Raw genomic sequence first — 18608 nt, 5'->3', positions numbered from 1 at the left:
GGTGGAGGCAGCGCGGCCTCCTCTGGTAGCGCTGACCGATCCCGAGATAGCCGTTTTGTCAGCGTCTTTCGGTGCGATCAGGGACATCTTGCCGCTGTCGCCGTTGCAGGAGGGGTTCTTCTACCACTTGCAGATGGCCAACGAGAGCGGCGAGACGGACCTGTACGCGTCCCAGTCGAGGTCCCGCGTCCGCGGGTCGCTGGACACCGACCGGATGACCGACGCAATCTCGGAGTTGTTGACACGCAACGAGAATTTGACCGCGGGTTTCGTCACCATCGGTGGCCGCGCAGTCCAGGTGATCCCCGAGACCGCCCGATCCCGGTCCGAGTGGTCCGGGCGGACGGTGCGAGTGCCGACCCCGGAGGGCTCGAAGAGGCACTGGCGGAGGAACGCAGCGCACCTTTCATCGCCGACCGGCCACCGCTGATCCGCTTCCTGCTCCTGGAGACCGAACCGGGCGACTGGATCATCTCCATCACGTTCGAACACCTGCTCTTCGACGGTTGGTCGTTGGCTTTGCTGTGGGATGAGTTGTTCGCTCTCTACGGCGATCTCACGGGGTTCTCGGTACCGAACAGTCCCGCCTACCGCGACTACCTCCGGTGGCTCGGCGACCGGGAACGTGCCGTCGCAGAGCAGTCCTGGAGCGAGTATTTCGACCTCGCGTCGGGAGGGATCGAATCGACGATCGTCGCGCCGAGAGCCCTGGAAACCTCCGCGGCCGCGGATGCCGCAGCCGACAGCTATCGCTATCTCGATCCCGAACTCCACTCGCGCATCACCGCCGCGTGCCGCGAGGCCGGGGTCACCATCGGAACCTACCTCCATGTGGCGTGGGGCATCACGCTCGCGAGACTGACGGGCCGGACGGACGCGGTGTTCGGAACCAGCGTGTCCGGCCGACCACCCGAACTCGGTGGGTCCGAGTCCATCATCGGGCTGTTGTTCAATACCGTTCCGGTGCATGTGCGCGCGCCGCAATCGGCATCGGTCCGACGAGTGCTCACCGATCATCAGTCCCGCAGCGCCGCGGTGCTCGACGCCGCCCACGTGCCTTTGACCGATACCCAGCGGATCGCAGGCTCGTCGCAGCTGTTCGACACGCTGTTCATCATTCAGAACATGCCGGTTGCGGTCACCGAGCTCGGTGAGAGCTTCGGACCGGACGGCTCGCAGATCAGCGCCGACGAGTTCGCGCTCGATGACTCGACTCACTACCCGCTGTCGATCGCCGTCTATCCAGGTGACAAGGTGCGGGTGCGCTGCTCGTATCGCGGCGACGTCTACACGCCTGCCGAGGTCGAGACGATCATCGATCGACTGATCCACACGGCCGGGGCGATGGTCGCCGACCTCGATGGGGCCGTCGGTCGAATCGGGGTGACCGTCCCCGCCGAGCTCGAGCTGTTGAGGTCGTGGAATGACACCAGTCGGCCGGTGGCGGCTGTCACCATCGCAGAACTGCTCGTGGAGCAGGCCGAGCGCACTCCCGACGAGACAGCGGTCGTGGCGGGCGAGACCCAGTTGAGCTACGCCGAACTCCTCCTCGCTGCCGGCCGCTGCGCTGCCATCCTCGGGCGCCACGGCGTGCGTGTCGAAGACCGCGTGGCACTGCTGCTTCCGCGCGACGAACGAACTGTGGTGGCGCTGTTCGGAGTTCTGCTCGCCGGCGCGGCGTACGTCCCGATCGACAGTGAACACCCCGACGAACGCATCGAATACATACTCGATGCCGCTGCGCCGACCGTGGTGCTGACCACCACCGATCTTCGGACACGTATCCCTGCTGATCGTGCCCATACGGTCATCGACCTCGACTCCGCGGCCGTGGCCACGGAGTTGGCTGCGCCGCAGAGTGATCCGGTCAATCCGGTACCCGTCGCGCTCGACAATCTTGCCTACGTGATCTTCACGTCCGGATCGACCGGTCGTCCCAAAGGGGTCGCGGTCGGCCACCGGGGGCTGACCAACATGTACTTCAACCACGTGCGCAAGATCTTCGATCCGGTGGTCCGGCACCAGCGCGGACGCCGCATGAGGATCGCCCACACCACGTCGTTCTCGTTCGACGCTTCGTGGGAACAACTGTTCTGGCTGCTCAACGGCCATCAGGTGCACATCATCGACGACGAACTCCGAAAAGATCCCCGCCTCCTGCTCGAGCACTACGACCTTGCCCGTGTGGACGGGTTCGACGTGACCCCTTCGTATGGACAGATCCTCACCGAGGAGGGGCTGCTGGACCGGCCACGACCGGCGGGCGCGTCGCCCGACGAGACCGATCCGGGTGTCGTCTTCATCTCGCTTGGTGGGGAAGCCGTGCCCGAATCCCTGTGGACCGAGCTCCGGACCGCGCCAGGGATCGAGAGTTTCAATCTGTACGGACCCACCGAGTACACGATCAATGCCCTCGGCGCCGACCTTGCCGACAGCCCCACGTCGAACGCGGGTACGCCGATCGACAACACCCGCGCCTATGTCCTCGACACCAACCTCGCGCTCACTCCGCCGGGAACGCCGGGTGAACTGTACTTGGCCGGTGCCGGATTGGCGCGCGGTTACTTCGGCCGGTCCGCCCTGACAAGTGAGCGGTTCGTCGCCGATCCCTTCGATCACGGGGGGCGGTTGTACCGAACCGGCGACCTGGTGTCGTGGCGGCCCGATGGCCAGATCGACTATCTCGGGCGTACGGACGACCAGGTCAAGATCCGCGGGTTCCGCGTCGAACTGGGCGAGATCGCCGAAACGATCCGGGCCATGCCCGGTGTCGGTGCGGCGACCGTCGTCGCCGTCAACACCGGGCACGATCGCAAGGACATCCAGCTCGCCGCCTACTACTCGAGTCCGCAGGCGCTTGACGACAACGATATTCGAGCCCACACGGCGCAACGGCTGCCGCAGTATATGGTCCCGGCGAGCTTCACCCATCTGACGACTCTGCCGCTCACCACCAACGGCAAGATCAACCACGCGGCCTTGCCTGCTCCGGAGTTCGACCTCGCTGGGGGTGAGATCCTCGAACCGACGACCGAGACGGAGCGCAGACTTCGCGCGATAGTGGCACTCGTCATCGATGCAGACATGGATCCGGCCAAGGTCTCGGTCGCCGCCGACTTCGTCGACATCGGTATCGATTCGCTACGGCTCACCCGGCTGGCGTCACGGATCAGTGCGGAGTTCGATATCACGCTGACGTTGCGTCCGCTGATCGAGAATCCCACGGTCAGCACCCTGGGCGCAGTGGTGGCCGATCTGGTGGGCGCCGAGACCGCGTCGCGGGTGCGGGTGTCGGATGTGGTTCGCCCCGAAGTGATCCCGGCATCGTTCGGACAGCAGTCGTTGTGGCTGATGGATCAGCGTAGTGGGCCTTCCGACCAGTACATCGTTCCGATCGCGGTACCGCTGGTCGGCCCCGTGGACACGTCGGCCCTGGCGTCGGCGATCGGCGATGTTGTGGCCCGCCACGAAGCGCTGCGAACCCTCCTGATCGCCGACGATCAGGTACTGGTCCGTCAGGAGGTCGTCCCGGACCACGAACTGCCGGGGCGGCTGGTCATCGACCGGCTCGACGGAAGCAGCTGGCAACTGCGCAGGTCCATGCGGAGGTTCGCGATCGGATTCTGGCACCGTTTTCGCTGGCAGACGACCTCCCGATCCGGGCGGTTCTGATCGACACCGAGGGCGGCTGCGTGATGGGCCTGGGCGTGCACCACTCGGCTCTCGACGAATGGTCGATCCCGACGCTGCACCGGGACATGGTCACCGCGTACCGCGCGAGGACCTACGGTTCGGCGCCGACGTGGTCGGAGTCACCCACGCAGTACGCCGACTACGCAGTCTGGCAGCGCCGGTTGCTGGGCACCGTTGACGATGAAACCTCCCTGTTGGCTGAGCAATTGCGATATTGGACCGCTGCTCTGGACGAGGTACCCGCGGTGTCGGGTATTCCGTCCGACCGGATACGTCCGACCGATCCGACATGGTCCGGGCGGTGGCGCGAGGCTGTCGTGCCGGACGTGGTGGTGTCAATGCTCCGGGAGGTGGCACGGCAGCAGGGCGTATCCATGTTCATGCTGACCCAGGCGGCAGTCGCGTTGGCGGTGTCGGCATCGGGCGGCGGTGACGACGTGGTCCTCGGGTCTCCCGTCGGTGGCCGCACCGACGAAGCTTTGACCGACCTGGTGGGCTACTTCGTCAACACCTTGCCGCTGCGGTACGACCTGACCGGCAATCCGACCCCTGCGGATCTGTTGGCGCGTGTTCGCGCAACGGTGCTGGCCGGGTTCGAGAACCAGGAGACCCCGTTCGAGGAGATGGTCCGCGCTGTCGGTGTCGAACGAAGCGGGTCGGCATCGCCGCTCTTCCAGACGATGGTGACCTACCGCGAGGACGGCGGTCCGCCGGACGAGTTCGCCCCGGGGATCGGGTTCGGGTCGATGGACCGAATCTCCCTGAACACGCTGAAGTCAGAGGCGGAGCTGTACATCACCGTTGCCGCGGACGAGATCACGGTGGTGGGTGGGTACTCCGACGAACTGTTCTCCGACAGTACGGTCCGGCGGTTCACCGATACGCTGATGCGGGCGTTCGAGATCCTCGCCACCGACGTGAACACCGCGCTGGCCCAGGTGGATCTACTGACCGATCGAGATCGATCTCGACTGCACACCTGCTCGCGCGGTACACGGGTTCCCGAGATCCTCTCCGGCACCGGCACCCTCGACAGCCTGCTGGCGACGCAAGCGGCATCGACTCCTGACTCGGTCGCAATCGTTTTCGGCGACACCACGCTGACGTACGCGGAGTTCGACGCCCGAGTCAACGGACTGACCCGGTTACTGCTGGCACGTGGTGTGAGGGTGGGCGACCGCGTGGCAGTCGTGCTGCCACGAGGCGAGTGGCTGCCGATTGCCCTCTCCGCGATCGTCCGTAGTGGAGCCGCGTACGTGCCGGTGGACCCCTCGTACCCGATGGAGCGAATCGACCACCTGCTCAGCGATTCGACACCGACCGCCGTCATCACCGGAAGGCTCTCGGTCGGTGATGAACTGGCCGGCCGGCTGGACCATGTCCCAGGCCGGCCGGAACAGATCGATCTCGATGATCAGACCGCGCTTCGCGAGATCGCTGCGATGTCCGACCACCCGGTCACCGACCACGAACGCTGCTGCCCGATGACGCCGCCTACCTGATCTACACGTCGGGAACCACCGGAAAGCCGAAGGGTGTCACGATCTCCCATCAGGCGATCGGAAACCGCCTGAAGTGGATGCAGAGCGAATACGGGCTCGACGGCGCAGATCGGGTGCTGCAGAAGACCCCGTTCAGCTTCGATGTGTCCGTGTGGGAGTTCTTCTGGCCACTGATGTCCGGAGCGGCGATGATCGTCGCCGCTCCCGAGGGGCACAAGGATCCGCAGTATCTGACCACTCTGATCTCCGAACGACAGATCACGACGGTGCACTTCGTGCCATCGATGCTGGCCGCATTCCTCGATTCCGGACCAGCACCGGCGCAACTGGCGAGCGTGAAACGAGTGTTCACCTCCGGTGAGGCACTGTCAGCGCAGAATGCTTCTGCAGCGATGGCCGTCTTCTCCGGTGGCGTCCACAACCTCTACGGCCCGACCGAAGCCGCTGTCGACGTCACCTATCAGCCGATCGAGACCGACCACACTGCGAACCCGGCAGTATCCGGAGTTCCGATCGGTGTACCGGTGGCCAACACCGATGTGTTCGTGCTCGATCACCACCTGCGTCTGGTTCCCCCCGGAGTACCGGGCGAGCTGTACCTCGGCGGGGTGCAATTGGCCCGTGGCTATCACGATCGACCGGCCCTGACGGCCGATCGGTTCGTCGCCAACCTGCACGCTCCTTCCTCCGAGGCGGGCGCGCGGATGTACCGCACCGGTGACCTTGCCCGCTGGAACGCCGATGGCCGTCTGGAGTATCTGGGACGCAATGACTTCCAGGTGAAGGTACGCGGCTTCCGCATCGAGCTCGGTGAGGTCGAGGCCGCGTTGGCGTCGGTGGACGGGGTCCACGCCGCCGTGGTGGTTGCCTCGACCGAGCTCGGCACCACCCGGCTACTGGGCTACGTGACCCCGACCCGGGACGTCGACACCATCGATGGGATGACGGTCCTCGAACAGGCCGGACTCGTCCTCCCCTCCCACATGGTGCCCACCACAGTGACGGTGCTCGAGGCATTCCCGCTCACGGCGAACGGCAAGCTCGACCGCAGTGCCCTGCCTGAACCGAGTGTGCAGGTCCGCGCGGAGGAGCAGCGTGCGCCGACGACCGAGTCAGAGAAGGTCCTGTGTGAAATCTACGCCGATGTACTGGGGGTCGGTGCGGTAGGCGTCGACGACGACTTCTTCGCTCTCGGCGGCGACAGCATTCTGTCGATCAGCGTGGTACGGCGCGCAGGTCAGCGTGGGATCGGACTCAAGGTTCACCATCTGTTCGACCTGCGGACGCCGGCTCGCACAGCGGCTCTCGTCGACGAGGGTCCGCCGGCCGAATCGGAGGTTCTCGACCTCCCACATCGCGAGACATCGATGACACCGATCATGCATCGGCAGCTCGCCGGTGCCGCGAGCCCCGACACGGTGCGGCAGATCCGCATCGTGCTGGCGCCCGACGAGACGGATCTCGATCGGTTGCGCGCTGCGCTGGCGTCGGTCGTCGTCCGTCACCCCGCGCTGCGGATGAGTATCGACACCGCGAACGACCCGCGTGTGCGGTTCGTCGACGAGAAGGTCGGCCAGTCCTCCGTGACACGTCTCGACGCGCGAGGAGTCGCGGAGGAGGATCTTGCCGAACTGATCATGGACTCCGAGGTGCGCCACAGCGCCGATATCTCTCTGGCGCAGGGCATCCTGACGAACATCATGTACGTCGAACGCGACGCGGAGCAGGACCTGCTGGTGTGGACGGTCAATCACTTCGCGGTCGACTTCGTGTCGTGGCACGTGCTCGTCGACGATCTGCGCGCGTCCTATCTGGGGGACGATCTGACACCTCGCCGGGAGAGTTCCTATGCGACGTGGATGGAACACCTGAACTCGGAATCGACCCTTGAGCAGTTCCGTGGTGAGTTGAGCTATTGGCAAGGGCAATTGGCGTCGGCAACCCCGGTCCTGGAATCGATCGATCGGACCGGGTCGGCTGTACCCGGCACCGGCCGGGTCGACGCGACCATCGCACCTGCGGTCGGCGAACAACTCTTCGTGGGAGCCGGCCGAATCGGCACCTCGCTGCAGGATGTCCTCATCGCGACGCTGGTGGTTGCCCTGCAACGGTGGAGAACCCGCCGTGGTGGCCCGCCCGCAGAGCGAATGCTTGTCGAGTTCGAGGGCCATGGTCGTCCGACCGCCCTCGACGATCGACTCGAGGTCACACAGACAGTCGGTTGGTTCACCTCGATGTATCCCTTGGCCATCCCGGTCAGCAGCGATACCGCCGAGGCGATCTCTGCCGTCCCGGCGGCTGCTGCGGATGTGGTTCACGCCGTCGCAGACGTGGTCGGTGACGTCCCCGATCAGGGGGTCGGATATGGGGTGCTGACGTCACTCGATGCCCAGTCCGTACCCGAGCTGGCGGGTCTTGCCGAGCCCGACGTGTTGTTCAATTTCGCGGGTGTTCTAGGTGATTTCGAGCGTGAGAATCGTGCCGTTGCCTGGGAGACCCCGCCCCAGTCGCCTGCCGTGATCTCCGGGCGGACCGACGACTCCGAACATTCGCATCCCATCACGGTCGATCTCCATGCCGTCCGAAGCCTCGCAGGCACCGCAGTCCATTACGTGATCGCCGGTGAGCTCTCCGACGACGACTTCGCGGAGATGTCCAGGTACTGGCAGCAGGCCGCTTCGGAGATGGCGGCCGGTCTCGATGTCGTCGCCGATTCGGCCGGCGAACGGGCGGCCACGCCCACAGCGGTCGTGCCACTGCCGACGGCGCACCGGATCCGCACCGGTGGTGCCGATCTCGCGTCAGCCTGGTATTCGGAGGTGATCGACGTCCGGAGTGACCTCGACATCGCGGAATTGCGGGCCTTCCTGTACTCCGCGACGCGCAGCATCGACTCCCTCAGAACGAGAGTCGAACCCAGGAGTTCATCGATCTGGTGGATCGACACCGTGCCGCCATCGCCGCGGGCCATCTCCGAGCGGGTGACCGCGTTGGACATGAGCCGGCTACCGCGGGCCGAGGCGATCGCCGCGGCAGCAGTGGAGTTGTCGGATCAGATCGACGTCACCGCAGGACAGGGGCTGGCGGCCGCTCTCGTCGACAGTGCCGTGGGCCGCTCGGTGGTCGTCGTCGCACATGCCCTGTGTATCGATCGGGTGGGCCTGCATGCACTCGCGGCACGGATACACGACTGCACCGGTCCGTCTGCACACCCGTTGGTATCCGACGAGTTCGTGTCGATCGCCGACGCCGCTGCTGCCGTGGACACCTTTGCCGAGGTCCGCAGTGAGGACGACGCCGGCTCCAGATGCCTGGCGGCCCTACTCGATTCCGAACGGACGAGTGTCGAGGCGGCGTCGGGTACCCACGCTGTGAGTACCGTGATCGATGGACTCCTTGACCCGCTGCTTGTCGAGGAGGCATTCATCCGCGCCGCCCGGAACACGCTCGGGCCGGTGGGCATCGACCGGGAGTTCGACCTGAGGGCTGTGGTCACCGTGCCGGGCACGGTCGAAGGCCCTCTGACCGCCACCTACCCGCAGGAGTTGTCGGAGGGGGAGTTCACCGGAGACGACCGAGCGTTCTTCTCGCTGACGAGGCATGCTGCTCGAACGCGACGAAAGCTGAGGAGCATTGCACAAGAGTCTGTCCTGCTGACCCGGGTCCACGGCGAGCCCGCGACGCTGCACGGCAGGGAAGGGCTCGAGCATCTGTATCCGGTTGTCTGCCGGTACTTCTGTGGAGATTCGACGATCACAGTGGTCGTGATCGGAGTCCAGCAGGAGATCGCCGAGCAGGTTGTCGACACATGGAAGCAGGAGATCCGCTTCGGACAGAGGGAGATTCGGTGATATTCGTCGGTTCGGGTGCGGTCCTGTGGCGCGCGGTTCGGTACGCACGCGCGCAAGATGGAACTGTCGATGCCGTTGTTCATCCTCATCAGGAAATCGTTCCCGCGTGGGCGGTCGACCTCGAGACCGTCGCCACGGCCGACGTGAACGAATTGTCCGGTCGCATCGAGGAACTGTGCTCAGACGGCGTGATCTGGTCGGTGGGGAATCCCTTATCTTCCGGGGGCCGATCCTCGATCTGGGGCTGGCCATCTACAACGTCCACGGTGGTCCGTTGCCGGACTATCGGGGAGTGCCCCTGGTTGCCGAGGCATACGCCATCCTCAACGGTGAGAGCCGGTATGGAGCGGCGCTGCACAGAGTCGACGGTGGCATCGACACCGGTCCGGTCATCGATGGGGTCAGCTTCGACCTCTCAGGCGACGTCACCCTCGAGGGGTTGTCACTCGATGTGTCGGAGGCATGCCACGAGCTCTTCCTGGGGAACTACGCGGCGGTGCTCGCCGGGACATGCTCTGCTGCGACATCTTTAGGCGACGGTCCCGGTCACTATTTCGGGTTTCGACAGCTGGCCACCATCGGGGAACGCAGCGGCGAGCGCGATTTCCGGCGTGCAACCGATCTGGGAATGCTCGCTGATCGCTACCCCTGGTACGAGCTTCTCTTCCGCGCCGCTCGGGGTGGTCGCAGCGATCTGACGACCATGATCGCCGATGTCCGCTATTGGCAGGAGCGTCTCGAAGGTGTGGCACGAAAGGCACCCGATCCGCTGGAGCCGGTCTCGCCCAGATCGACTGGGCAAGTGGAACGTCCGATGGATCACGTTCTGGCGGAGAAGGTCCGTGAAGTCGCGACCGAGCGCCAGGTGTCACTCGATGCCGTCGTCCATGCTGCGGTTGTCATCGCTTCCGCTGCGATCGACGGCGGACTGGATCTGGTGGTGGGACTCCCGACTGAGGAGGAGGCCCGTGCAACGCCGACCACCGGGGAGCTGATCCCACTCCGATACATGCTGCGAGGCAACTCGACCGGCGCCGAGTTGCTGGCAGACGTGCAGCGAACGATGACCGAGGGTCTCACGCACACCGACATTCCTGTCGCGGACTTCCTTGGTCTCATGTTCGGCGCGACGACCTCACGCGACATCGTCGGTGTTGCGGCGTCGGTCGTACGTACCGCCGGGGTGCGTGCGTCCTCTCCCGCAGTAGGTGACTCGGCCGCCGGCCTCGAGTTCATCGCTCACCTCGACGAGGCTGTGCTGCGGTGTTCGTACACGGACCCCGACGTAGACCTGGCCACCGCAGAAATGTTCACGCGAACTGTCGCCTCGTCTCTGGAGATCCTGTGTGACAACTCCACACTCGACGTGGCGGAGGTACTCGACCGCGTGCGTATGGGTGCACTCGGAGGGTCGGAGGATGCGAATGACATCGTCGACAGGGTGGTTTCAGAGCTTCTGGAAGGCGCCCGGATCGACACGCCGGACCCTGTGGATCTGCTCGCGAACAGCGATCGCCTCGCCGGCATCGACATGTCTCGTGCGGCCCGCGTCGACCGGGCGGTTGCGGTGGCCGGAACATCCGTTGACGCGGTCGTCGAAGCATTTGTGCGCTGCCTCATTGCCTTTGGATACCATCCGACAGTGGCCGCGGGCGATGCGGAGGTGATTCGCGCGCAGATCCACGTGAGCGAGGATCAGGCAGGACCTGACGCCCATGTGAGGATCGGCTCCGGGCTGGTGGAGTTGTGGTGCACCACCACGGGCGGGAACGTCGCCGCGGCAACAGTCGTGGCCGCGGGCGACCTCGATGTGGGCACTGTCGAGGTGTTTGCGAGATCGCTGGAGCTGGGCGCGAACGCGGTCGAACGCGGCGACCGCGTCAGCCTCCGAACTCCTGATCCGACCGAGCTGCTCGCCGGGCGCACCGATCGAGCCGAGTCGAGGTCCATACTCGACAGCGACCACTGGATCGACTTCGTCGAGGAGTACGCAGGCCGTGACCAGGACGACCTCGGGTCTGTCGGCGGAGACGGGGCTCCCGTGGTCCGGCGCACGCGCGTGGCAGGCCACCTCGCCGCCGGTATCCCTGCCACCGTCGCGGCGGTGCTCGATCGGGTGGCCACCACGGTGCTGGCCGAGCGTCCGGAGGCCGAAGGTGTCCTGGTCGACGTCGAGGAGTCCGTCAGGGGGACAGCGGATGTGCTCGTGGCTCCCGGTCGACTCGCGACTCGCTATCCCGTCCACATCGGCCCGGAACACCTCGACACCGGCGACGAGCATGCCGGTGTCGCCGAGCGATTACGGGCCGCCGGAGTGCTGCCGACCGATGAGCAGACCGCCGCAGACTACCAACTCCTTCGTCATGCCAGCCGTCACGCCCGAGGGATGTTCGACGAGGTGCCGGATGCTGAAGTCCTGGTGCAGGTGGCGCATGGTGAGGCCCGGGTCCATCTCGATGACCAACCGCGGTCGTGGGGCGGGTATCGGCTGGTGATCGCGGTGACGATCGGTACCGAGTCGACCGAGCTCGTGGCGTTCGGTGACGCCACGGTCGTCGACGACATCATGGCGGCCATCGAGCGGTCATCCGGCGCGGTCGAGAACTCGAACTGCGAACGAGCCGAACGCATCACGGATGCCGCCCTGCACGTCGTCACCATCGAACAGGCACCTGCACCGCTGCTCGACCTCGATGCCTCCCAACTACGCGCTCTGGAGGAACAATTCGGCGATATCGCGGATGTTCTACCGTTGTCGGCGCTCCAGCAGGGCTTCTTCTTCCACCTCGGATTGGCGAACGAGGCGGGGATCACCGATCTGTACGCGTCGCAGGCGCGGGTCCGGGTTCGCGGAGCGCTGGACCCCGATCGTATGCGAGTGGCAGTCGAGCGGCTCCTCGGCCGGAACGAAAACCTGAAAGCTGGATTCACGATGGTCGGGGACCGGCCCGTCCAGGTCCTGCCGGCGCATGTGCCCACGCCGGTGACTGCATTTGCCGTGGACGACTACGCCGGGACTGTCGAAGACGTCCTGGAACGCGAACGGTTCCGTCCCTTCATCGCTGCCGAACCGCCCTTGTTGCGATTTTCACTGGTACAGCACGCCGGTGATGAATGGACGATCGCGCTGACCTTCGAGCACATTCTCTTCGACGGCTGGTCACTCGGGAGTGTGTGGGACGAGTTGTTCGCGTTCTACGACGATCTGAGCGGACGCTCGCTCGCCGAGGCGGTTCCGTTCCGTAGGTATGTGGAATGGCCTCACGTTCAGGACCATTGCGCCGCGCTGGAACATTGGGAAGAACAGTTCGCGGACGGTGTCGAGCCGACAATCGTGCGGCCCGATGCCTCGGGCAGGCGCCGCGGCCCGAGATGGCCGGAGATGTGTATCGACACCTCGATCCCGAGCTCCATTCGGAAGTGGTCGCAGCGTGCCGAGAGTCGGGCGTGACGATCGGAACGTTCTTCCAGGCTGCGTGGGGCGTGGTGCTCGCGCGTCTGACCGGCCGACCCGACGCGGTCTTCGGGACCAGCGTCTCCGGACGATCACCCGATCTCCCCGGGTCGGAGTCGATCATCGGTCTGCTGTTCAACACGATTCCGGTTCGAGTCGCCACGAATCCGTACTGGACGGTGCGTGAGTTCCTGCGGGACCAGCAGTCTCGGATGGCACGGGTACTGGAATCCTCGTTTGTCAGCCTCAGCGACGTGCAGCGCGTGGCCGGTTCGACCCAGCTCTTCGACACCCTGTTCATCATCCAGAACCATGCGTTTGGTAACGCCGAGACGGGTCGTTCGGTGGGTCCTGTCGATGCCCAGATTTCTGCCGTGGGTGCTGATCTCGATGATTCGACGCATTATCCGCTGTCGTTCGCGCTGTATCCGGGAGAGCAGGTACGTCTGCGCTGCTCGTACCGCGGCGATGTGTATTCCCGCGCCGACGTGGACCAGATCATGGATCGGCTGCAGGCGCTTGCGCGAGCCATGGCGTCGCAGATCGACCAACCCGTGGCCGCGCTGTCGATCACGACGTCGTCCGAGCAGCGAACCCTGCGGACCTGGAACGACACCGACGTGGCGATCGACGCGGTGTCGGTGGCGGACCTGCTCGATGCCGCCGCTGTTCGGACGCCGGACGAGATCGCCTTGGTGGCGGGCGACGTTCGGCTCTCGTTCGCGGAGCTCGTCGCATCCGCTCGACGCCATGCCCGGCTGTTCCTGGCAGGTGGGGTGGACGTCGAACATCGGGTCGCTCTGCTGCTTCCCCGAGACGAGCGCATGGTGGTGGCCATGTTCGCGGTGTTCGAGGCGGGTGGCGCGTACGTACCGATCGACGCGGGACTTCCTGACGAGCGGATCGCGTACATGCTCGACGTGGCCGAGCCGTCGGTCGTGGTGACGGTCGACGAGTTCGCCCATCGAATACCGACGTCGGGGCATTATCGGACGATCAATCTGGACGCTGATGAGGTGCACACCGAACTCGCGGGACTGTCCGGTGGCCCGATGCCGCAGGCCGATCGCGATCGCCTGCGAGCGGACAACCTCGCGTACATCATCTTCACCTCGGGCTCGACAGGTCGACCGAAAGGTGTCGCGGTCGGGTACCGGGGCCTGACCAACATGTACTACAACCACGTGGCAAAGATCTTCGACCGGGTGACACAACATCAGTCGGGCAGGCGGATGAAGATCGCCCACACCACGTCGTTCTCGTTCGACGCCTCCTGGGAGCAGCTTTTCTGGCTGTTGAACGGGCACGAGGTGCATGTGATCGATGAGGACATGCGTAAGGATCCGCAGCTGCTGCTAGAGCATTACGACTGCGAACACATCGACGGCTTCGACGTGACCCCCTCGTATGGTCAGGTTCTCGTCGACGAAGGTCTGCTCGACCGACCGCGCTCTGCCGGCTCGTCGACGGCCGCTGATGAGGCCGGTGTGGTGTTCGTGTCGCTCGGTGGCGAAGCCGTCCCGGAGTCCCTGTGGTCGTCGCTGCGAAATGCCGCAGGCGTCGAGGGTTACAACCTCTACGGACCAACCGAATACACGATCAATGCGCTCGGCGCCGACGTTGCGGACAGTCCGACTGCAAGCGTGGGCTCACCGATTTTCAACACCCGCGCCCATGTTCTCGACCTCGACCTCAACCCCGTGCCGGCCGGTGTTCCCGGCGAGTTGTATCTGGCCGGCGATGGATTGGCCCGCGGATATGTCTCCCGCGCAGGTTTGACGGCGGAGCGATTTGTAGCAGACCCGTTCGGTGGGGGGCGGATGTACCGCACCGGCGATCTGGTGCGCTATCGGGACGACGGACAGTTGGACTATCTCGGCCGGACAGATGACCAGATCAAGATCCGGGGATTCCGGATCGAACCCGATGAGATCGCCGCGGCGCTGACCGAACATCCTGAGGTCGGCACGGCAGTCGTGGTGGCCGTCGGCGGCACTGAGGACGGCCAGGGCAGACACCTGGTGGCGTACTGCTCGGGGGCCGCGGCGCTGGACACCAGAGGTCTGAAAGCTTTTGTGGCCAATCGTCTTCCCGCCTATATGGTTCCTTCGGCGGTGGTCGTACTCGATGCGCTGCCGCTGACCAGCAACGGCAAGATCGACAGGAAGGCCCTTCCGGCCCCCGATCTGTCGACTCCGGACCAGCCATCAGTCGAACCGCGCACGGATGACGAACGCGCCGTGTGCGATGCCTTCGCCGAGACGCTCGGGATCACCCACGTCGGGATCGATGACGACTTCTTCGAGCACGGCGGCGATTCGCTCAGTGCGATGCGGTTCGTCAGCACCGTCACACGGGTTCTGCCAGGGCTGGGCATCAAGGCCCGTGATCTGTTTTCATCGCCAACCGTCCGAGAGTTGTTGGATGGCAAGAACAAGGACAGCGCCGATGGAGATCGGGCGACCGTCCCACCGTGGATCACGGTGTTCGCACCGGCCGCGTCTGGTGTGAGTGTTTTCGGCTTCCACGACGGACTGGGTCTGGCGGATGGGTACCGGGCACTCGTGCCGCACCTGCCGACCGGGCTGGGTCTGGTGGGCGTGCAGGATCCCGAACATCACAGCTCACCGGACGGACTCGACACCCGGGCCACGACCGGCGCGAAATACGCGGATCTGGTGCAGCAGATCCAGTCCGTCGGCCCGTATCACCTGCTGGGATACTCCTTCGGCGCCCATCTGGCTTTCGCGGTCGCCGTAGAGCTGGCCTCGCGGGGTGAGGACGTCGCCTCGTTGGCGCTGATCGACGGCTACGCCACGGGTGAGTCCGGATACGAGCCGGTCTCGCTGGCGGACGGCGCATACGATGCGGTCTTCCGTGCACTCGCGCCGATGTTGCCCGTTGGAGTGAAGATCGACGACCAGATCACTCCTGGGCACTTGGTGCGTTTGGCTCACCCCAGGCTGGAACCGGTGTTCGGTGACGATGACGAACCCTACGGCGTCCTTTTCGACTCCCTGGTACGCAGTCTCTCTGTACGCGCCCAACCAACCAGGGGCACCTTGGATGTCGCCACGGTCCTGATTGCGTCAACGAATTCCCGGACCACCGGACTCACTGATCTCCAGGAGTCGTGGAGTACCCATCTGCCGAAGGCAACGTGCTCTGCCGCCGACGCCGAATACCGCGAACTGCTTGTCCCCGCTGAGGTGGCACGGTGGATCGGCCCGGTCGCCGAACTATGGCGGAACGCGTGACCACCTCCGTGGAATATCCTCCACCTACTTGAGGGCTATGTCCGGTTAGGCTAGCTTGAACTGATGTGAGGCGTCATCGTGGCGCCGTAGATGGGGTGATGATGGTTTCGAAACTGATGCGGCCGTGGTCAGTGGTGGCAGCGCTGCTGCTGGCGCTCGTGGTCGTGCTGACCGGGTGCTCGAGTAGTTCGGACGACGAAGGCGGATCCGGCGATTCGAGTGAGACGAAAACGGTCACCACGCTTGACGGTCCGGTCGAGATTCCAGCCGACCCGCAGAGAATAGTCGCCCTGCGCAACACTGCTGAGGCACTCGTGCTTCTGGACGGCAATGTGGTGGGTGTTCCCGAGGGGTACACGGAGGAGATGTTCGGCGACAACACCGAGGCGTGGGCGCGTTACCAGGCCCTGCCCAAGATCGGAAAGATGGACGACCCCGATCTGGAGAAGGTCGCAGCGCTGGAACCGGACCTGATCCTCGGCGGCGTCCCGCAGGTGTACTGGGCCGACGTCAATCAAGAAGCACTTGGCCAGATCGCGCCAGTGGTGAACCTGGACACGGGATCTGTCTCTTCGGAGTGGACGAGAGTCTTCGCGGAGACGACTGATATCGCAGGTCTGAACGAAGCCGGTACCGCGAAGAAGGACGAGTACGAGGCTCGGGCCGCTGAGGTTCACGACAAGCATGCCGCGAAGATCGACGGCACGAAGTTCGTGGCGATCGCTTCGTGGACACCAGGGACCGTCTACACCCAGCCCGCCGGATCGTTCACACCTCAGAAGGCGCAGGACGCAGGTCTGGTCTTCCCGGAGGGTGAGCTGGCGGAGGTCTCGGTGGAGCAGCTCGGCACTCTTGCGGAATACGACGCGATTCTCTACCCGGTGCAGCCGGACGGTACCCCGACACCGGAGATGCAGGCGGTTCTCGATTCGGAACTCTTCAAGTCTCTTCCGGCAGTCCGGGCCGGTCGCGTTCTCGCGGTGTCGCATACGCGTCCGCAGACCTATGACGCGGGACTTGCGAGTTTGGACAGCTTGGACGAGCAGTTGGAGAAGATGCCGGCTTGAGATGCACGTGTCACCGCGGTGCGGTGATCTGAATGCGTTGAACGAACGGCGGATCGGCGGTCGCGTAGCGGCCGCCGGCCCGCCGTTTCTTCATTGCGTCGCGCGCATCGACTGATGCCCGTCATCGGACGAAGACGTCCTCTGTGGGACAGTTGTCACCCGCGACCACCTGTCCAAACCAGTTTTCAGTGGCCACAGATTCTACGTGCTGCACAAACGGGTTCGTGGCCTGCAGAGTCGGATACAGCCAGTTGTCCAACTTCAGTAGGACGTTCAGTGCCTTCCATGGGATATCGCCTCGCGAGTATCAGGAAATCGAACTCGGTCTGACGGCTGTCGAAGCCCGGTAGTCCACACCACTGACCGGGACCGCCCAGGCTTCCTGGAATGCTCTCCACTGTCTAGGCTAGGTTGGACAGCATAGCGACGATCTGCTCGTGCACCTTCTTCTGCGGTCGCAGACGGAGTTACCGACGTCGAGCAGTCCGTGGTCCGTGGTCCGAGGAGATTTCTTGTGAGTGCACGTATGGCGTTGTCAGGGGCCCAGCGGGGCGTGTGGTTTGCCCAGCAGCTGGAGCCGGAGTCGCCCGTTTTCTCGGTAGGGCAACTGGTTTGGCTACCGTCCGACGTGGACGCCGACCTGGTGGCGTCCGCGGTGAGTATCGCGACCGGCGAGGCCGACGTGTTGCGGTGCCGATTCGAAGATGGCGACGCCGGGCCCGTACAGATCGTCGGGGCGCCGACGGATGAGGTGGCGGTATCCGTCGTCCACTTCGGCGGCACGCCCGACCAATTGCGGGGCGAGGCGCGCAGTCGTATGGCGGTGCCGATCGCTCTGTCAGCAAACCTCATGTACGACAACACCGTTTGGACACTGGCCGGCGGCGGGGTTGCCTGGGAATTCAAGGCTCACCACATAATGCTGGATGCATATGGGGTGTCATTGCTGACTCGTCGAGTTGCGCAGGTGTACACGGCTTTGGCGCAGTGCCGTGAGATCCCGGCCTCGAAGGCAGGCACCGTGGCCGAGGTGGTGGCGCTCGAAGCGACCTACGAGAATGGACCGAGTGCCGAGGTCGACCGGGTCTACTGGGAGGGGGTCCTCGCTGCCCGGACGGATGATGATTCGGAACTGGTGACGGCCACACCCGCACTGGCACTGCCGATTCAGGCGAGCGTCTCGATAGACCGAGAGGTGATCAACCGGATAGGCGAACTGGGGAAAGCGGTCGGTGCATCATGGGGCGACGCAGCGATCGCCGTGTGGAGTTGGTACAACGCGGCGCGGCAGGGCAAGACCGCAGCGAGCATCGCACTTCCGATGATGGGTCGGCGCGGGGTCGCGTTGTTGACGCCGATGATGCTGGTCAACATGCTTCCGCTGCACCTGGAGGCCTCGCCCGACGACACGGTCGGCGACTGGCTGGCACGAGTGGTCGCCGCGATGAAGGATGTCCGAAAGCACCAGCGGTATCGCGGTGAACGCCTCGCCACGGCATCGGGCGGCCGTAAGGCTGCGCTCCCACAACTCAATCCCAAAGTCTTCGACTACGACCTCGACTTCGCGGGCGCGCGAGGCGTACCGGAGTCGCTGGCGATAGGCCCGGTCGACGACCTGGATCTCTTCATCTACAACGACAACGTGCACGGATTCGTGCTGGAACTACACGCGCGCGCAGATCGGTACTCCACCTCCGACGTATCAATCCATCTGAGGCGCCTGGGACTGTCTGAATAACGGTTGATCCGGTCATTGGTTCAACACGCCGAGCTGAGCTTGGCGG

Annotated in this window: 8 protein-coding genes; all 8 read left to right on the top strand. The window is 64.7% G+C overall.

Annotation, left to right across the window (positions count from 1 at the left end; genetic code table 11):
- Position 1: 1 nt before the first annotated feature.
- The 8 genes from BFL43_RS09660 (at position 2) to BFL43_RS09625 (ending at position 18562) form a co-directional block, all read left to right on the top strand.
- Positions 2–430: a condensation domain-containing protein gene (locus tag BFL43_RS09660; protein ID WP_168176590.1), complete on the top strand. Its 429-nt coding sequence runs from the start codon at positions 2–4 to the stop codon at positions 428–430.
- Positions 331–3672: a non-ribosomal peptide synthetase gene (locus tag BFL43_RS09655; RefSeq protein ID WP_084892340.1), complete on the top strand. Its 3342-nt coding sequence runs from the start codon at positions 331–333 to the stop codon at positions 3670–3672. Before BFL43_RS09660 ends, BFL43_RS09655 begins: the two co-directional genes overlap by 100 nt.
- The gene (locus tag BFL43_RS29760) at positions 3582–5195 is read left to right on the top strand and encodes a condensation domain-containing protein (RefSeq protein ID WP_346425959.1); all 1614 of its coding nucleotides are present in this window, start codon (positions 3582–3584) and stop codon (positions 5193–5195) included. The genes BFL43_RS09655 and BFL43_RS29760 overlap by 91 nt, the downstream gene beginning before the upstream one ends.
- Complete coding sequence (locus tag BFL43_RS29755) at positions 5168–9046, top strand: amino acid adenylation domain-containing protein (protein ID WP_346425958.1); 3879 nt, start codon at positions 5168–5170, stop codon at positions 9044–9046. Before BFL43_RS29760 ends, BFL43_RS29755 begins: the two co-directional genes overlap by 28 nt.
- Positions 9047–9221: 175 nt before the next feature.
- The gene (locus BFL43_RS29750; protein ID WP_084892337.1) at positions 9222–12497 is read left to right on the top strand and encodes a condensation domain-containing protein; all 3276 of its coding nucleotides are present in this window, start codon (positions 9222–9224) and stop codon (positions 12495–12497) included.
- The gene (locus BFL43_RS09635; RefSeq protein WP_168176589.1) at positions 12419–15757 is read left to right on the top strand and encodes a non-ribosomal peptide synthetase; all 3339 of its coding nucleotides are present in this window, start codon (positions 12419–12421) and stop codon (positions 15755–15757) included. The genes BFL43_RS29750 and BFL43_RS09635 overlap by 79 nt, the downstream gene beginning before the upstream one ends.
- 101 nt (positions 15758–15858) lie before the next feature.
- Positions 15859–16824, top strand: a complete 966-nt coding sequence (locus tag BFL43_RS09630; protein WP_168176588.1) for an ABC transporter substrate-binding protein — start codon at positions 15859–15861, stop codon at positions 16822–16824.
- Positions 16825–17338: 514 nt separating this feature from the next.
- On the top strand, positions 17339–18562 hold the full coding sequence (locus BFL43_RS09625) for a condensation domain-containing protein (protein ID WP_143695224.1): 1224 nt from the start codon (positions 17339–17341) through the stop codon (positions 18560–18562).
- Positions 18563–18608 lie beyond the last annotated feature (46 nt).

The organism is Williamsia sp. 1135 (assembly GCF_002095395.1).
Taxonomy (GTDB): domain Bacteria; phylum Actinomycetota; class Actinomycetes; order Mycobacteriales; family Mycobacteriaceae; genus Williamsia.
Note: the sequence above shows the minus strand (reverse complement) of the source record. Positions and strands in the feature narration are given on the sequence as shown.

Bases quoted from the DNA above. Each gene is read 5' to 3' on its own strand.
- BFL43_RS09635 (WP_168176589.1), top strand. From the start codon at position 12,419: ATGGCCGGAGATGTGTATCGACACCTCGATCCCGAGCTCCATTCGGAA.
- BFL43_RS09630 (WP_168176588.1), top strand. From the start codon at position 15,859: ATGGTTTCGAAACTGATGCGGCCGTGGTCAGTGGTGGCAGCGCTGCTG.